Origin of the sequence: Mycoplana sp. MJR14 (assembly GCF_029210525.1) — a bacterium.
GTDB lineage: Bacteria > Pseudomonadota > Alphaproteobacteria > Rhizobiales > Rhizobiaceae > Mycoplana.
Genome location: NZ_JARGEO010000007.1, coordinates 1 through 16,007, shown reverse-complemented (window position 1 = coordinate 16,007; position 16,007 = coordinate 1). Strand labels below are relative to the sequence as shown.

At 66.5% G+C, this 16,007-nt stretch carries 15 protein-coding genes; 6 read left to right on the top strand and 9 right to left on the bottom strand.

Annotated elements, in window-relative coordinates; translation table 11 throughout:
- Nucleotides 1-25 precede the first annotated feature (25 nt).
- Together P0086_RS16815 and P0086_RS16810 are read right to left on the bottom strand one after the other, a co-directional pair.
- The gene (locus P0086_RS16815; RefSeq protein ID WP_148179874.1) at nt 26-1,084 is read right to left on the bottom strand and encodes a porin; all 1,059 of its coding nucleotides are present in this window, start codon (nt 1,082-1,084) and stop codon (nt 26-28) included.
- Nucleotides 1,085-1,291: 207 nt separating this feature from the next.
- Complete coding sequence (locus tag P0086_RS16810; RefSeq protein ID WP_275787589.1) at nt 1,292-1,969, bottom strand: response regulator transcription factor; 678 nt, start codon at nt 1,967-1,969, stop codon at nt 1,292-1,294.
- Between the two features lie 565 nt (nt 1,970-2,534).
- On the opposite strand from P0086_RS16810, the gene P0086_RS16805 reads away from it, so the two are divergent.
- Genes P0086_RS16805 through P0086_RS16780 form a run of 6 tightly spaced genes read left to right on the top strand, consistent with a single transcriptional unit; the run spans nt 2,535 to nt 8,815 of the window.
- A complete protein-coding gene (locus P0086_RS16805) occupies nt 2,535-3,845 on the top strand; it encodes a polysaccharide biosynthesis/export family protein (RefSeq protein WP_275787586.1) in 1,311 nt (436 codons plus the stop codon).
- A 28-nt stretch (nt 3,846-3,873) separates the two neighbouring features.
- Nucleotides 3,874-4,752 (top strand): glucose-1-phosphate thymidylyltransferase RfbA, encoded by an 879-nt coding sequence (gene rfbA / locus P0086_RS16800; RefSeq protein ID WP_112606333.1) that lies wholly within the window; start codon nt 3,874-3,876, stop codon nt 4,750-4,752.
- Nucleotides 4,749-5,327, top strand: coding sequence for a dTDP-4-dehydrorhamnose 3,5-epimerase (rfbC, locus tag P0086_RS16795; protein ID WP_275787583.1), 579 nt, complete (start codon nt 4,749-4,751; stop codon nt 5,325-5,327). Before rfbA ends, rfbC begins: the two co-directional genes overlap by 4 nt.
- The gene (rfbB, locus tag P0086_RS16790) at nt 5,324-6,388 is read left to right on the top strand and encodes a dTDP-glucose 4,6-dehydratase (RefSeq protein ID WP_275787580.1); all 1,065 of its coding nucleotides are present in this window, start codon (nt 5,324-5,326) and stop codon (nt 6,386-6,388) included. Before rfbC ends, rfbB begins: the two co-directional genes overlap by 4 nt.
- A complete protein-coding gene (gene rfbD, locus P0086_RS16785) occupies nt 6,388-7,263 on the top strand; it encodes a dTDP-4-dehydrorhamnose reductase (protein ID WP_275787578.1) in 876 nt (291 codons plus the stop codon). Before rfbB ends, rfbD begins: the two co-directional genes overlap by 1 nt.
- 49 nt (nt 7,264-7,312) lie before the next feature.
- On the top strand, nt 7,313-8,815 hold the full coding sequence (locus P0086_RS16780) for an O-antigen translocase (protein ID WP_275787576.1): 1,503 nt from the start codon (nt 7,313-7,315) through the stop codon (nt 8,813-8,815).
- A gap of 149 nt (nt 8,816-8,964) precedes the next feature.
- Here the strand turns inward: P0086_RS16780 and P0086_RS16775 are convergent, their stop codons facing one another.
- From P0086_RS16775 to P0086_RS16745, 7 genes are all read right to left on the bottom strand, one after another.
- Nucleotides 8,965-10,155, bottom strand: a complete 1,191-nt coding sequence (locus tag P0086_RS16775; protein WP_275787573.1) for a DegT/DnrJ/EryC1/StrS family aminotransferase — start codon at nt 10,153-10,155, stop codon at nt 8,965-8,967.
- Nucleotides 10,155-11,129: an NAD-dependent epimerase/dehydratase family protein gene (locus tag P0086_RS16770; protein ID WP_275787570.1), complete on the bottom strand. Its 975-nt coding sequence runs from the start codon at nt 11,127-11,129 to the stop codon at nt 10,155-10,157. The genes P0086_RS16775 and P0086_RS16770 overlap by 1 nt, the downstream gene beginning before the upstream one ends.
- Before the next feature lie 14 nt (nt 11,130-11,143).
- Nucleotides 11,144-11,842 carry an acyltransferase gene (locus tag P0086_RS16765; RefSeq protein WP_275787567.1) on the bottom strand — a complete coding sequence of 233 codons (699 nt, stop codon included), beginning with the start codon at nt 11,840-11,842 and terminating at the stop codon, nt 11,144-11,146.
- Nucleotides 11,832-12,938 (bottom strand): DegT/DnrJ/EryC1/StrS family aminotransferase, encoded by a 1,107-nt coding sequence (locus P0086_RS16760; protein ID WP_275787564.1) that lies wholly within the window; start codon nt 12,936-12,938, stop codon nt 11,832-11,834. The genes P0086_RS16765 and P0086_RS16760 overlap by 11 nt, the downstream gene beginning before the upstream one ends.
- Complete coding sequence (locus P0086_RS16755) at nt 12,935-13,972, bottom strand: Gfo/Idh/MocA family oxidoreductase (RefSeq protein ID WP_275787561.1); 1,038 nt, start codon at nt 13,970-13,972, stop codon at nt 12,935-12,937. The genes P0086_RS16760 and P0086_RS16755 overlap by 4 nt, the downstream gene beginning before the upstream one ends.
- Entirely contained in the window at nt 13,972-14,475 is a 504-nt protein-coding gene (locus tag P0086_RS16750) for an acyltransferase (protein ID WP_275787557.1), read from the bottom strand. The genes P0086_RS16755 and P0086_RS16750 overlap by 1 nt, the downstream gene beginning before the upstream one ends.
- Nucleotides 14,476-14,870: 395 nt before the next feature.
- On the bottom strand, nt 14,871-16,007 hold a 1,137-nt coding region (locus P0086_RS16745), incomplete at its 5' end, for a calcium-binding protein (RefSeq protein ID WP_275787555.1).

Here is a 16,007-nt window from a genome sequence, read left to right as displayed (position 1 = left end):
CGCTGCCGCGCTCGTTGCAGCAGGCTCAGAAATCGCGCTGGAACCGGATCACCCCGCCCCAGTTTTCGGCCTTCGGTCCGGCCTTCTCGTCCATGTCGTTGACGTAGTTCAGTTCCGGCGTGATGCTCAGTCCCGGAACGATGGTATAGACCACGTTCAGCGCCGCTTCGATGTCGTCGCCGTCGTCGAAGTTGATGGAGGCGTTGAGCTGCGCCTTTTCGGAGATGTCCGCCGTGGCGCCCAGCCAGGCCGCCCAGTCGCCGTCCCAGAGCGCATAGCTGTTGATCCGATCCCCATCGGTGCTCCAGCCGCCCATCGCAAAGAGCGAGACGATCCCCACCTTGCCGTCGATGCGGACCTTGATGGCGCCCTCCTCCATCGATTCGTCGTATCCACCGGCCGCGCGGATCATGAAGTCGCCTGCGGTATAGCCCGCCGCCGCCACGAGATCCGGCATGTAGCTGTCGACCGCCACGTCGAAGTCGTAGACGCGGTCGCTGCTCGGATCGTTGTCCTCGACGGCAAATCCGAAGCTGAAGCCCGAGCCGGTATCGTAGGTGTAGCGGAGCTGGGTGCGACCGAAATCGCCGTAGTCGACCTCATAGTAGTCGTTGATGCCGTTGCCGGCATATCCGGTGAACTCGGTGTAGAGCGTATCGCTGAAGCCGACGCGGAAGCCGCTGAGTTCGATATAGGCGGCCTTCATCGTGTCATAGGCGTCGGTGTTGTCGTCGCGGTTGATCTCGACCTCGAAATACGTGCCGAGCACGCCGTAGTCGGTCTCCTGGGACGTGCTGAGCTGCAGGTCGAGGCGGGAGCGGGTGAACAGCGAATCGCCGCCGCCGCCGGGGAAGGTGTCCTGCCCGTTCGGATCGCCGAAATAGACTTCGCCGCGCACATAGCCGGCGATCTTCAGGCAGATCTCGGTGCCCGGGATGAAGAAATGCCCCTCGCCATAGGCATCGCAGACGCGAACATAGTCCATCGGTTCCGGCTCGGCCGCGACGATGGCGTCGGCCGCACCGGCCGCCGACACCCAGACAAGGCCGGCCGCCGTGCCGAGAAAACAGGTTCTGATGTTCATGATGCGCGTCCCCCCGGATGTGCAGCCGCCGCGATTTTGAGCTGACGAATCAGCCTGACGCGGCCATTCCGGGCAGGATCGCAGGGCGCCGGGCGGTTGGCAAGCTGACGGCCGGCCGGATGACGTCGACAAGCGGGCACCGTGCCTGTCTCCTCGAGGGCGATGGCGCTCGTTGCTGCATTGGCCGGACGAAGGCCGCGCACACGCCTAGTCGAAGACGGCGTTGCTGTTTCGCGCGTTGCGGAAGCGGGCCGCCGCCTCCGTCCTGTTGTGCACGCCGAGCTTGCGGATGATGTTGTGCAGGTGGATCTTGACGGTGTGCTCGGAGAGGCCGAGACCGGCTGCGATCAGCTTGTTCTGGAGCCCACGCGAGACCATTTCCAGGATCTGGAGCTCCCTGGCCGTCAATTCCGCCACGCTGCTCTCCGCCTTGCGCTGACCGACCGGCACGCCGTTGTGGGCAGGCGGCGGGGAGGCCGGCTCGCCGGCGCGCACCCCGACCAGCGACCCCGGCGGCAGATACTCGCCGCCGCACAGCATGAGCCTGATGATCGAGAGCCAGATGTCGAGCCGCATGTCCATCGGCAGCACACTGCGGAACAGGGCGGAATCGGCAATCGCCGAGAAGGAGGTCGTCTGCATCTTGTCATAGGGCTCGATGACGGCGGCCAGGGCATGCGGATGAACCCTGGACAGCATCGCCGCGGCGGCCTCGGCCTCGTGCATCAGGCTGACGTCGACGAGGATCAGGGCGACCGGATGGGCAAACGACCGGCATCCGGCGACGACACTCTCCACCTGCTCGACGAGAACCCAGGGGAACTCGCGCTCGACCGCCTCGATCAGGCGCTTCGATACGCTCCCCGTGTTCGTGACTATCAGCATCACGCGCTGTGGTTCAGGCCCACCCCTGATACCTGCCGCGCCCGGTCCGGCTTCCGCGTAGTCGTTCCCGTCCAAAAGCACCATATCCTTCACCCGCGCGGCCCGATCCCGGCTTTTGTCGCCGGCAATCGTCACCGCCGACGAAACGCACGAAATCGTGCACCATTGGCAAGACCTTAGCGCACGATACGAACGATCGCGACGGCGCAAATGGGCTGAGAAAAGGGGCGAAGGGCAATGCATGTGGAAGCGCCTGGCAAGGCGCATTCATCCAAACGAACTAACCTAAGGTGAAGCCTACCCACCAACTTGGGCATCAGGCGCGAATTTGCTTCTACCTCGCCATCCCCGGCACCGCCCATAGGTCGCACCGGTCCCGGCCGGGCCTACGCAGCGGCGATGGGGGTAGGCCCGGCCTATGCGCTTTCACCAATATTGATGAAGCCCGAGCAAGCGCCTGCCCCTTCTCAATATTTCAGGAATTTGCACACTGGGACAGCTGTCTTGAAGGCAGCGGTGAGCATTGATCGAGCGCGCATCTGCACCTCCCGGGTTGGAGAACCATATGCCAGTCGCCATTCTGCATCGCACAAGGTCCCTCAAGGCCGGGATCGTCCTCGCCGCGATCCTCGTGGCGGGCGCGCTTGCGCCTGCCCCGGCGCTCGCATCGAAACTCGCGCCGCAAACGCGCATCCGGCTGCAGGTGGTCCAGTGGATGCCGACGCGGGGAACCTACGAGCGCTGGGATGCGCTCGGCGGCGAGTTCGTCATTTCCGACGAGGGCACGCTTTCGCTTCCGGTTCTCGGCAACGTCTCCGTCGGCGATCTCGACGAGGCCCAGTTGGCCGCCAAGATCGCCGAAGAGCTGAAGAACCGGATCGGGCTGGTCGAACGACCCGACGCCTCGATCGCGGTGGTCGAGTATCCGCCGGTCTATGTGGTCGGCGACGTGGCCTCGCCCGGCGAATACCGCTTCCGCCCCGGCCTGACCGTGCTGCAGACGCTCGCCATGGCTGGCGGCGAGTTCAGGCTGGAAGGCCTCACCGGCGCGCGCGGCGTCGAATATGCGGGCGAACTGCGCGAACTCAACGATTCCATCCTGCGCAGCAGCATTCGCGTGGCGCGCCTCGAGTCGGAGATGGCAGGCGCAAGGGACTTCACCTTCGACCTGAAACCCTATGGCGACAACCCGCTCGCAACAGCCATCTACAAGCAGGAGCAGCAGATCTTCGCCGCGCGCGCGGCCGTGGTGGAGCGGCAGTCCCGATCCTTCGTCGAGCTTCGCGACCTGATGGGCCAGGAGATCGACACGCTGGAAAAGAAGATCGACAGCAACGACGAGGACATCGAATCGGTCCGCAAGGAGCTCGAGACCGTCAAGCCGATGGTCGAACGCGGCGTGATCCTGCCGACGCGGCAGACCGACCTGGAGCGGTCGCTGCGCGGATACCAGGCGACGCGGCTCGACATGGTCACGGCGATCATGCGCGCCCGCCAGAACATCTCCGAGGCGACGCGCAACCTCGAAGGGCTCACCGACAACCGGCAGGTGGACGTGACCGCGCAGTTGCAGGCGGAAAAAGGGGCGCTGAAACAGCTGCAGCTGCGTCGCGATACCCGCAACAACGTGCTCACCGGCGCTCTGGGCGCCGATGCGAACGGCGACAGCGCGGCAAGTCCCTCGCTCACCAGCTACAGCATCTCGCGGCGCGCCGACGGCAAGGTCGCCGTGATCGCGGCAAACGAAACGACGACGGTGCAGCCGGGCGACGTCGTCCGCGTGGTGCGGACGCGGCTGGCCGCCCCGGGGGCGTCGCCGGACGAGGCCGCCGTCGTGCCGGCGACGGAAAATCCGACGGAACAGGCCAGTCAATGATGAGACGGGGCAACGAGGGGCAAGCGCGATGAAAGGCATCATTCTGGCGGGGGGCAGCGGCACGAGGCTCTATCCGCTCACGATCGCGGTGTCGAAGCAGATCCTGCCGATCTACGACAAGCCGATGATCTACTATCCGCTGAGCGTGCTCATGCTCGCCGGCATCCGCGAGATCCTGATCATCTCCACCCCGCGCGACCTGCCCTGCTTCCGGGCCCTGTTCGGCGACGGGTCGGATCTCGGCCTCGACATCTCCTACGCCGAACAGCCGCAGCCGAACGGCCTTGCCGAGGCCTTCATCATCGGCCGCAACTTCATCGGCTGGGACAACGTCGCCATGATCCTCGGCGACAACATCTTCTTCGGCCACGGCCTGCCGGGCATCTGCCGCGAGGCGACGGCGCGCAAGAAGGGCGCCTCGGTGTTCGCCTACCATGTCGACGATCCGGAGCGCTACGGCGTCGTCAGCTTCGACCGCAAGACCGGCAAGGCGCTGACGATCGAGGAAAAGCCTGCGGAGCCGAAGTCGAACTGGGCGGTCACCGGCCTCTATTTCTACGACAACGACGTCATCGACATCGCCCAGTCGATCAAGCCGTCCGCCCGCGGCGAGCTGGAGATCACCACCGTCAACAACATCTACCTGGAGCGCGGCGACCTGCATGTCTGCCAGCTCGGCCGCGGCTATGCCTGGCTGGACACCGGGACCTATGACAGCCTGCAGGACGCGTCCTCCTTCGTGCGCACCGTCGAACGCCGCCAGGGCGTGCAGATCGCCTGCCCCGAGGAGATCGCGCTGGAGATGGGCTGGCTCGGGGTCGAGGCGGTGAGCCGCCGCGCCGGCATGCTCGGCAAGACGGCCTATGCCGCCTACCTCAACCGCCTCGTCGAGGAACGTGCCGGATGACGCTGGAAATCAGGCGCCTGGAGATCGAGGACGTGCTGGAGATACGGCCGCGCAAGTTCGGCGACGCGCGCGGCTTCTTTTCCGAGACCTGGAACGCACAAGCCTTCGCAGACGCCGGCATCGCGCTCGATTTCGTGCAGGACAATCATTCCTATTCCGCCGCGCGCGGCGTCCTTCGCGGGCTCCACTACCAGCTGCCGCCCTTTGCGCAGGACAAGCTCGTCCGCGTGATCCGGGGGGCGATCTTCGACGTCGCCGTGGACATCCGCAAGGGCTCGCCGACATTTGCCCGGTGGTGCGCGGTGCGGCTCTCGGCGGCGGACTGGAACCAATTGCTGGTGCCGAAGGGCTTCGCGCACGGCTTCGTCACGCTCGAGCCGGACACCGAGGTGATCTACAAGGTCACCAATCCCTATTCGCCGGCGCACGACCGCTCCATCCGCTACGACGATCCGCAGATCGGCATCATCTGGCCGATCGCCGCCTCGCAATTCCAGCTTTCGGACAAGGACCGCAATGCACCTCGCCTGGCACAGGCGGACGTCTTCGGGCCAACAGGGGGAACCGCGCCATGAACATACTCGTCACCGGCGGCGCCGGTTTCATCGGTTCGGCCCTCTGCCGCCACCTCGCCGCCGATCCTGCAAACCGGGTGGTCAACGTCGACAAGCTGACCTATGCCGGCAACCTGGCCTCGCTGTCCTCGATCTCGGGCCAGCCCAACTACCGGTTCGTCCGCGCCGACATCTGCGACGAGGCTGTGATCGGCGAGGTGCTGCGGACCGAGGCGATCGACTGCGTCATCCACCTCGCTGCCGAGACCCATGTCGACCGCTCGATCGACGGGCCGGGCTCCTTCGTCGAGACCAACATCGTCGGCACCTACCGGCTGCTGCAGGCGGTGCTGAAATACTGGCGCGGCCTGCCGGCGCCGGCGGCGGACAGCTTCCGCTTCCATCACGTCTCGACGGACGAGGTCTTCGGCGACCTTCCCTTCGACGACAGCAGCTTCCACGAAGCCACCCCCTACGCGCCGTCCTCACCCTATTCCGCCTCCAAGGCCGCGTCCGACCACCTCGTGCGCGCCTGGCACCATACGTTCGGCCTGCCGGTCGTCCTCACCAACTGCTCGAACAACTACGGGCCCTTCCACTTCCCGGAAAAGCTCATCCCGCTCGTCATCCTGAACGCGCTCGACGAGAAGCCGCTGCCGATCTACGGCACGGGAGCGAACGTCCGCGACTGGCTCTATGTCGAGGACCATGCCCGCGCGCTGGCGCTCGTCGCCGCCCGTGGCCGGATCGGGCAGAGCTACAACATCGGCGGCGGCGCCGAACTGACCAATCTCGCGGTCGTGCAAGCGATCTGCGACGCCCTCGACAGGCGGCAGCCGCGGCGGAACGGCAAGAGCTACCGTGAACTGATCGCCTTCGTCGCCGACCGGCCGGGCCATGACCGGCGCTATGCCATGGACACCTCCAAGATCGAGCGCGAACTCGGCTGGGCGCCACAGGAGACTTTTGCGAGCGGGCTCGCGCGCACGGTCGACTGGTATCTCGGCAACGACTGGTGGTGGCGGCCGATCCGCGAGGGCACCTATGCCGGCGACCGCCTCGGCAGACTGGCTGCAGGATAATGAAGATCCTGGTGACGGGAACGCATGGACAGCTGGCGACGAGCCTCGCGGAGGCCGCAGCGGCCATGCCCGGGATCGATCTCGTGGCGGCCGGACGGCCGGCGATCGACCTTTCGGACCCGGCCTCCATCCAGCGGGAAATCCTTGCGGTGCGGCCCGACCTCGTGGTTTCGGCCGCCGCCTATACGGCCGTCGACCGGGCGGAGGACGAGCAGGACCTTGCCTATGCGGTGAACGTCATCGGCGCCGCTGCCGTCGCGGAGACGGCCGCGACCCTGCGGATCCCGGTGATCCACATCTCCACCGACTACGTTTTTTCGGGCGATGCGGCACGGCCCTATTCGGAAGACGACGATACGGAGCCGAAAACGGTGTACGGTTATACGAAGCTGCGCGGCGAGCACGCTGTGGCGAGCGTCAACCCGCGCCACATCATCCTGAGGACGAGCTGGGTCTACAGTCCCTTCGGCGCGAACTTCGTCAAGACCATGCTGCGGCTTGCGGGCGAGCGCCCGGCCATTTCCGTCGTTGCCGACCAGTGGGGAAACCCGACCAGCGCGCTGGACCTCGCAGAAGCCATCCTTCTGGTCGCGACGCATCCCGCAAGGGAACGGTCGGGGATCTATCATGTGGCCGGCAGCGGCGACACGAACTGGGCCAACTTCGCCCGGGCGATCTTCGCCTCCAGCGCGGCGGCCGGCGGCCCTTGCGCCGAGGTCCACGACATTGCCTCGGCGGAATACCCGACGCGGGCGCGGCGGCCGCTGAACTCGCGGCTCTGCTGCGGAAAATTCGAGCGGACATTCGGCTGGCGCGCGCCGCCCTGGCAGGAGAGCACCGCGGCGGTTGTCCGCCGCGTGCTGCAGCAGGATTGACGAGACAGGGGGACGGGCGCCTTGAGGGCGTTTGCATGGACCGATGGCAATGAGTACGCCGCACGTAGAGAAGCAGTCCTATTTCCATATCCTCAGGTCGATGGCGATGATCGGCGGATCGTCGGCCATCAACGTGCTGTTCTCGATCGTCAGGACCAAGGCACTCGCCGTCCTGCTCGGCCCCGCGGGCGTCGGGCAGTTGAGCCTCTACATGTCGATCGTCGATCTGGCCCAGGCGCTTGCGGGCTTCGGCGTGCAATCCAGCGGCGTGCGCCAGATCGCCGAATCCACCGGCACCGGCGACACCGACCGGATCGCCCGCACGGCGGCGGCGCTGAAGCGGACCTCGATCGTCCTCGGCCTGCTCGGTGCCGTCCTGCTCGCGGCGCTCGCCGCGCCGATCGCCAGCTTCACCTTCGGCGACGACCAGCACACGCTCGGCGTGGCGCTGCTGTCGCTGGCGATCTTCCTGCAACTCGTGGCCGGCGGGCAGATCGCATTGACGCAGGGCATGCGCGACATCGCCAGCCTCGCCCGCATCCAGATCCTCTCCGGTCTCGCCACCACGGCCATCACGGTCGCGCTCGTTTTCGTCTTCGGACCGGCCGCCATTGCACCCTCGATCGTCGCCAGCGCTGCGGCGCTGCTGGCGATCTGCTGGTGGTATGGCCGGCGCCTGCGGATCAGCCGGGCGCCGATGTCGACCGCCCAGCTGGCGGAGGAAGTGGCACCGCTCCTGAAGCTCGGCTTCGCCTTCATGCTGAGCGCGATCCTCGGCTTCGGCGCCGCCTACGTCGTCAGGCTGCTCGTGACCTGGGAGGGCGGCGTCGCCGCCGCCGGCCAGTATCAGGCGGCTTGGGCGCTGGGCGGCCTCTATGCCGGCTTCATCCTGCAGGCGATGGGGGCGGACTTCTATCCGCGGCTGACCGCCGCCGCAGGCGATCACCAGGCAGCGAACCGCCTGGTGAACGAGCAGACGCAGATCAGCCTGCTGCTCGGGGGGCCCGGCGTGCTGGCAACGCTGACCTTCGCGCCGGTCGCGATATGGCTGTTCTACTCGCCGGCGTTCTATCCGGCTGCGGACATCCTGCGCTGGATCTGCCTCGGCGTGCTCTTGCGCATCGTGTCCTGGCCGCTCGGCTATGTGATCATCGCCAAGGGCCGGCAGGTGATCTTCCTCTGGTCCGAGGTGGTCTCGCACGGGATGAACGTCGTGCTGGCCCTGATCCTGGTACCCCGTTTCGGGGCGACCGGCGCGGCCGTCGCCTTCCTCGGCCTGTATGTCTGGCACGGCTTCATGGTCTATGCCATCGCAAGGCGCCTGACGCAGTTCCGCTGGTCGGCCGCCAATGTCAGGACGGGCGCCCTCTTCATCACTGCCGCCGGCTTCGTCTTCTGCACCGACCGCTACCTGCCGGCCTGGCAGGCGATGGCGGTGGGGACGCTCGTGACGCTGATCCTCGGCCTCCACGCGCTGCGTCGCCTGCTCAGCCTCCTGCCGCCGGATTCGCTGCCGGCACCGATCCGCGCCCTGGCGTCCAGGCTCGGCTGAGAAGCCTCCCGCAACGACAGAAGCCCCGGGAACCGACAGGATCCCCGGGGCTTCCGTTCGTCGAAATGCCTGTACCGGCCTGCAAGGGACGGCATCGGCGAGCATGCCGCAGACAACCTCCCCCGCGCTGCCTCGCCGGGCAGCTTGCCCTATTCGGCCGCCGCCACCGGGCGCTGCCGCGGCGACAGCCGGCAGGCTTCGCGCAGTTCGTCGATCACCGTCGCCACGTCCGCCTCCGTCATCTGCGCAAACAGCGGCAGGATGATGCACCGCTCCTGCGCCGCCTCGCTGTTGGCGAGGCTGCCGGAAACGTGATGCGTCGAGGCGTCGGCATAGGCGGGCTCGCGATGGCTGTTCATGATGCCGCGCCGGGTGGAGACGCCGCGATCGAGCAGCCGCTGCATGACCTCCAGCTGGTCCAGCCCGTCGTCTATGAGGCGCACGCAGTAGCTCTGCCAGTTGGTGCGCGCCCAGGACGGCTCGGAGGGGGGCTCCACGCCCGGGACGGTCTCCAGGCCCCGGCGATAGAGCTCCGCCAGCCGCCGGCGCGCCGCGATCAGCTCCGGAAGCCGTTCGAGCTGGATCCGGCCGATCGCCGCCTGCATGTCGGTCATGCGGTAGTTGTAGCCGAGCTCGGGATAGCGCTCGAAGATCACCTGCTTGGAACCATGGCGGACCGCGTCGGTGACGCTCATGCCATGCTGCCGCCAGAGGCGGAACTTGGCATCGTATTCGGCATTGGCCGTCGTCAGCATGCCGCCGTCACCCGTGGTCAGGAGCTTGCGCGGGTGGAAGGAGAAGCAGGCGACGTCGCCATGCGGCTTGCCGATCTTCTCCCAATTGCCCTGCCAGAGGATCTCGCTGCCCGACGCACAGGCCGCGTCCTCGACGACGGGGATGGAATGCTTTTTGCCGATCGCCACGATCGTCTCGAGGTCGCAGGGCATTCCGAGCTGGTGGACGCACAGGATCGCCATCGTCCTCGGCGTGATCGCCGCCTCGATCCTGGCCGGATCGATGTTGAAGCCGCCTTCCTCGATATCGACGAAGACCGGCACGGCACCGCAGTAACGCACGGCGTTGGCGGTGGCGATGAAGGAATGGCTGACGGTGACGACCTCGTCACCCGGCCCGACGCCGACGGCCTTCAGCGCCAGATGCAGCGCGGTCGTGCAGTTCGACACCGCGCAGGCATGCTCCGCGCCGACGAAGGCTGCGAACTCGCTCTCGAAGGCTGCGACCTCCGGACCCTGGGTGACCCAGCCGGACAGGACGACACGCCGGACCGCCTCGACCTCGCGCTCGTCCAGCATCGGTTTTGCGACGGGGATCATGGCCATCACGCTGCCTCGCCCTTTGCCCGCTCGACCTCGCTGCGCCACCAGGCGACGAGTTCACGCAGACCGTCCTCCAGCGAGATCTCCGTCTCGAAGCCGAGCAGGCGCTTCGCCTTGCTGGTGTCGGCCAGGCGGCGGGTGACCGCGTTCACCTTGCGGGCCGGCTGGAACTGCGGCTCCAGCGACGAATCCATGATCCGCACCAGCATCTGCGCGAGCTCGAGCAGGCTCGTCTCGGTGCCGCTCGCGACGTTGAAGATCTCGTCGGTCACCCCGGACTTGGCGGCCAGCATGTTGGCGCGGGCGATGTCGCGGGCGTTGACGAAGTCCATCGTCTGCAGGCCATCGCCGAAGATGATCGGCGGCAGGCCGGCGGCGATCCGCTCCATCCAGCGGATCATCACCTCGGTATAGACGCCGTAGGCATCCATGCGCGGGCCGTAGACGTTGAAATAGCGAAGAGCCACGTAGTTGAGGCCGTACATCTCGGCAAAGCTGCGCAGCAGCGCCTCGTTGAACACCTTGGCGGCGCCATAGATCGTGCGGTTGTTGTAGGGATGGTGGTCCTCGGTCGTCGGGAAGCTCTCGGCCAGTCCCAGCACCGACGCCGACGAGGCGGCGACGACCTTGGAAACCTTGGCGCTCACCGCGGCCTCGATCACGTCGAACGTGCCGCCGGCCAGCACGTCGAATGCGAGCCGCGGCTCCTCGGCGCACTGGGTGATGCGGATCGCGGCCTGGTGGAAGACGATATCCACGCCTTCGAACATCTCGGCCAGCAGCTTGCGGTCGCGGATGTCGCCCTCGACGATCGTGACCGGGGCGGCAGCGATCGCCGCCTCCAGGTTCTCGCGGCGCCCGCGGACGAAATTGTCGAGCACGAGGATCTCGCGCGGCTCCTCCAGCGCGACGAGGTCGGCAATATGCGAGCCGATCAGGCCCGCGCCGCCGGTGATCAAAATCCGCTTGTTCTTCATGACCAATCCACCGTTCACGAGGGGAGGTCCGGCGTTGGCTCCTGCCGCCACCGGATGAATTTCGCCGGCACGCCGGCAACGACCGAGAAGGGCTCGACGTCCGCGGTGACGACAGCACCGGCGCCGACGATGGCGCCCTTGCCGATCGTGACCCCGGGAAGGATCGTGGCATTGGTACCGATGTCGGCCCAGGCGCCGACCCTGACGGGCTTGATCTCCAGATCGGTGCGGATGATCGGCACGTCGACGGGGATCGCGGTATGGCTCGAGCCGAGCACCTTCGCACCCGGGCCCCAGCCGACGTGATCCTCCAGCACCAGGTTGCGCGCGTCAAAATAGGCCTGCGGGCCGATCCAGACGTTGTCGCCGATGCGGCAGTTCCCGTCGAAGCGGCCCTGGATGTAGGCCTGGGCGCCGATGAACACGCCGCTGCCGATCTCGAAGGTCTCGGCATGCTTGAAGCCGACGCCGCTGCCGACCTGCAGCCCGGAGCCGGAACTGCGGGCCAGCGCCTTCAGGATCAGCTTGCGCATCATCGCGTCGAGGAAGCCGTCGCCCATGGCAAAGCGCCCGTAGAGCTCGACGAGGCCCGCGGGCGTATAGGCCTGCTTCAGTTCCTCGACCAGCGCACGCTGATGGTCCGGATCGGCCGGCGCCTCGCGGCGGCCGTGGACCGAAGGGACGATGCGGGCGGCGAGCTGTTCAACCGACATAGGCATCCTGCTCCATCGCGGCCACCACCTGCTCGACCTGCCCCACCGTCATCTCCGGATAGATCGGCAGCGACAGCACGGTGCGCGCGGCGGCCTCGGAGACCGGGAAGTCGCCCGCCTTGTAGCCGAGGTCGGCATGGGCCTTCTGCAGGTGCACCGGAATGGGATAGTGCAGCCCCGTCTGGACGCCCTCCGCCTGCAGGTGACGCTGCAGCGCGTCGCGGTCGCGGCAGCGCACGGCATAGACGTGATAGACGTGCCGGCGGCCCTCGATCTCGACGGGGATCTTCACCTCCGGCGACCCCTTCAGCAGGCTGGAATAGCGCTTCGCATGGGCGCGGCGCGCCTCGGTCCAGTCTTCGAGATGGCGGAGCTTGACCCGCAGGATCGCGCCCTGGATGCCGTCCATGCGGTAGTTGAAGCCCTTCAGGGCGTGGTGATAGCGCTGCTCCTGGCCCCAGTCGCGCAGCATGCGGATCGTCCTGGCATGATCGTCGTCATTGGTGACGACGATCCCGCCTTCGCCGCAGGCGCCGAGGTTCTTGCCGGGATAGAAGCTGAAGCAGCCGGAGACGCCGATGCTACCCGCACGGCGCCCCTTGTCTTCCGCGCCATGCGCCTGGCAGGCATCCTCGATCACCGGGATGGCATGCCGGTCGGCGATCGACTTGATTGCGTCGAGATCGGCCATCTGACCATAGAGATGAACCGGCAGGATCGCCTTCGTGCGCGGCGTGATCGCCGCCTCGAGCTGCTGCGGATCCATGGTCAGCGTCACCGGCTCGACATCGACGAAGACCGGCGTCGCACCGACGTAGCAGATCGCGGACGCGGTGGCGACGAAGGTGAAGGGAACGGTGATCACCTCGTCGCCGGGGCCGACACCGGCTGCGAGCAAGGCGAGGTGCAGCGCGCTGGTGCCGGTGTTGACGGCGATCGCGTGCTTCGTGCCGCAATAGGCGGCGAACTCCCGCTCGAACTGGGCGACCTCCTCGCCCAGCACATACTGGGCCGAGGCCAGCACGCCGAGAACTGCCGCGTCGATCTCGCTCTTCAGCGAGGCGTACTGGGCCTTCAGGTCGAGAAACGGGATCATGCAATGCGCCTCTGCTGCTCGAGTTCGATGACGCGGCCGCGCTGGGCGAGCGACTGGGTGGCGGCTTCCAGGATGCGCACGACGCGCAGGCCGGCGAGGCCGTCGGCCTCCGGCAGGCCGTTGGTCTCGACGCATTCGACGAACTGCCTGAGTTCGCGTCCGAGCGCCTCGGTCATGTCGAGCTGCGGGGCGTACATGTCGCCGGTGCGGTAGCCGACCAGCATCTGGTAGACCTTCTCGCCGTTCTTCTGCGGATTGCCGTTCAGCGTGATGCCCTTGTCGTAGACCTTGATCTTCTCGCTGGCCTCGAGGTCGTCATAGACGATCATCTTGCCGCTGCCGCCGACGAGGGTCCGCCGGACCTTGACCGGTGCCAGCCAGTTGACGTGGATGTGCGCGATCAGCTTGCTTTCGAAGAAGAGCGTCAGATAGGCGATGTTCTCCGGCTCGCCGGCGACATGGCTCATGCCCGTCGCGCTGACGGCGACCGGCTTCTCCGGCAGCACGTAGTCCATGATCGACAGGTCGTGCACGGCGAGATCCCAGATGACGCTGACGTCGTGCTGGAACAGGCCGAGGTTCACCCGGACGCTGTCGTAGTAGTAGATGTCGCCGAGGCCGTTCTCGACGATCTCGCGCATCTTGCGGACGGCGCCGGTGTGGATGAAGGTGTGGTCGACCGCCAGCACGAGCTTGCGCCGGGCCGCCTCCTCCACCATCCGCCGCGCCTCGTCGCCCGTCGCAGCCATCGGCTTTTCGACGAAGACGTGCTTGCCCGCCATCATCGCCTTCATGGCGAGCGGGTAGTGGGTCGAGACCGGGGTGGCGATCGCCACCGCGTCGACCCGCGGATCGCGCAGGATCTCCTCGAAGTCGTCGGTGATCTCGATCGTCGGATAGCGCAGCTTGACGCCCGCGAGCCGCTCCTTGGCGAGATCGCAGACATAGACCACCCGCGCATTGGGGATTTCGGCGATGTTGCGGACCAGGTTCGGGCCCCAGTATCCGTAGCCGACTACAGCGATGCCGATCATCATTTTCTCCCGGAAGAGCGGATCTCGTAAGGCGCGTCCGCGACGCGGCCGATGACACGCGCCGGAACCCCGGCGACGATTGCATGAGGGGGCACGTCCTTGGTCACCACGGCGCCTGCGCCGACCTGAGCGCCCTCGCCGATCACGATCCCCGGCAGGATGGTGGCGTTGCTGCCGATCGAGGCCCGGTGTCCGACGCGGGTGGGAAGGAGCTCCCAGTCGCTGTCGGTCTGCAGGCTGCCGTCCGGATTGACGGCGCGGGGGTGCATGTCGTTGGTGAACATCACGCCGTGACCGATGAAGACGCCGTCCTCGATGGTCACGCCTTCGCAGATGAAGGAGTGGCTGGAAATCTTGCAGTCGCGGCCGATGGCAGCGCCCTTCTGGATCTCGACGAAAGTGCCGATGCGGCTGCCGGCCCCGATCGTGCAGCCGTAGAGATTGACGAGATCGGGATGGTGAATGACGACCCCCTCGCCGAGGGTCACTGAAGGTGCGATCATTCCGTATCGATCCCCGTTCCCGCCAAAGCCCAAGAACATCTGCGCACCGGAACCGATGTGCGACACGGCCCACGGCAAAGTTCTTCTGCGGATCAGCAGAGTTCTTTTCAGGCTGGGAGTAAAGGAAACAAAACGCGGTAGTCGTTTCCTCTAAAGGTGTATCCGGACAGGGGTAGATGCTCAGTATTCGCGGCTGCGATTAGCCGCCTCGCTCGAAGGAGTGACCCCACTGGAGGCCGCGCCACCACCGGCGCACGGGCGGCGGGGTAGCCTGTCGACGGCGGCCATCGTCCTTCGCCGCCTCGCCAAAAAGCAAAGCGCGCCGGGGTTGCCCCCGGCGCGCTGCAAGCCTTGTCGATGCTATCGGCGTTCAGCCGAAAGCAATCGTTTCGTCGTCAGAACAGCCAGATGTCGTCGGCAGAGACCGTATGGCCGTTGTCGAAGGTGGCGACCTTGACCTGCGCCGCGGATCCGCTGCCGTCCCGGTCGTAGTAGAGCGCATCGCTCTTCTTGTCGAAGATGAAGCGGTCGTTGCTGTCGACAGCGTGCGTGCCGAGGCGGAAGGCGCTGTCGGCAAGGGCACCCGTGTGGCCGGACGTGACGTCGAAACGGATCAGGTCGTTCGAAGCGAAGTCCGTGATGTGGTCCGGCTGGTCGGATTTCAGGCTCTCCTGACGGAAGACGAACCTGTCGGCGCCGCCGCCGCCGGTCAGCTTGTCATAGCCGGTGCCGCCGGTCAGCGTGTCGTTGCCGGAACCACCCCTGATGTCGTCGCTGCCGCCGCCGCCGGACAGGACGTTGTCGCCGCTGTTTCCAACGATATCGTTCGCCTTGCCGTTGCCGGTCCCCTTGAGGTCGTGATTGCCGCTCAAGCGCAGGTCTTCAATGCTCCCGCCAAGCTTGTAGCTGGCGCTCGCCTTGACGACATCGTGTCCGTTGCCGGAGGTCTCGATCACCTTGTCCCAGGCGCTGTTGACCCCATAGGTGTCGTTGCCGCCGCCGCCCATCATCTTGTCGGCGCCGAGGCCGCCCTTGAGGACGTTGTTGCCGCTGTTGCCTTTCAGCGTGTCGTTGTGGCTGGAGCCCGTCAGGTTCTCGATGCCGGAGAGCCTGTCGCCCTGGGCATGGCCGCCCTCGCCGGTGCCCGACCTGAGGCTGACCTCGACGGCCTTGCTGGAACCCGAATAGGTCGCCGTGTCGCGTCCTTCGCCGCCGTTCAGATGGTCGGCACCGGCGCCGCCCTTGAGCGTGTCGTTGCCGTCGCGGCCGTTCAGGGTCTCGCTGCCGCCGTTGGCCTGGCCGGAACGCGGCATGACGTCATTGCCGGCGGTGCCGTTGTAGACTGTCGTATCCGGGGTCGGCGTGGGCTCCGGCTCCGGCGTGGGCGAAACCGTCCCGTCACCCGGCTCGGGCGCGCCACCCTGAGGATATTCGGTGTTGCCGGAGACCGTCGGGTTGGAATTCTCGATGTTGTAGTAGCCGTAATAGCCCTTCTCGATGTGGTTGTTGGTGATCGAGACGCCGGTGATCGC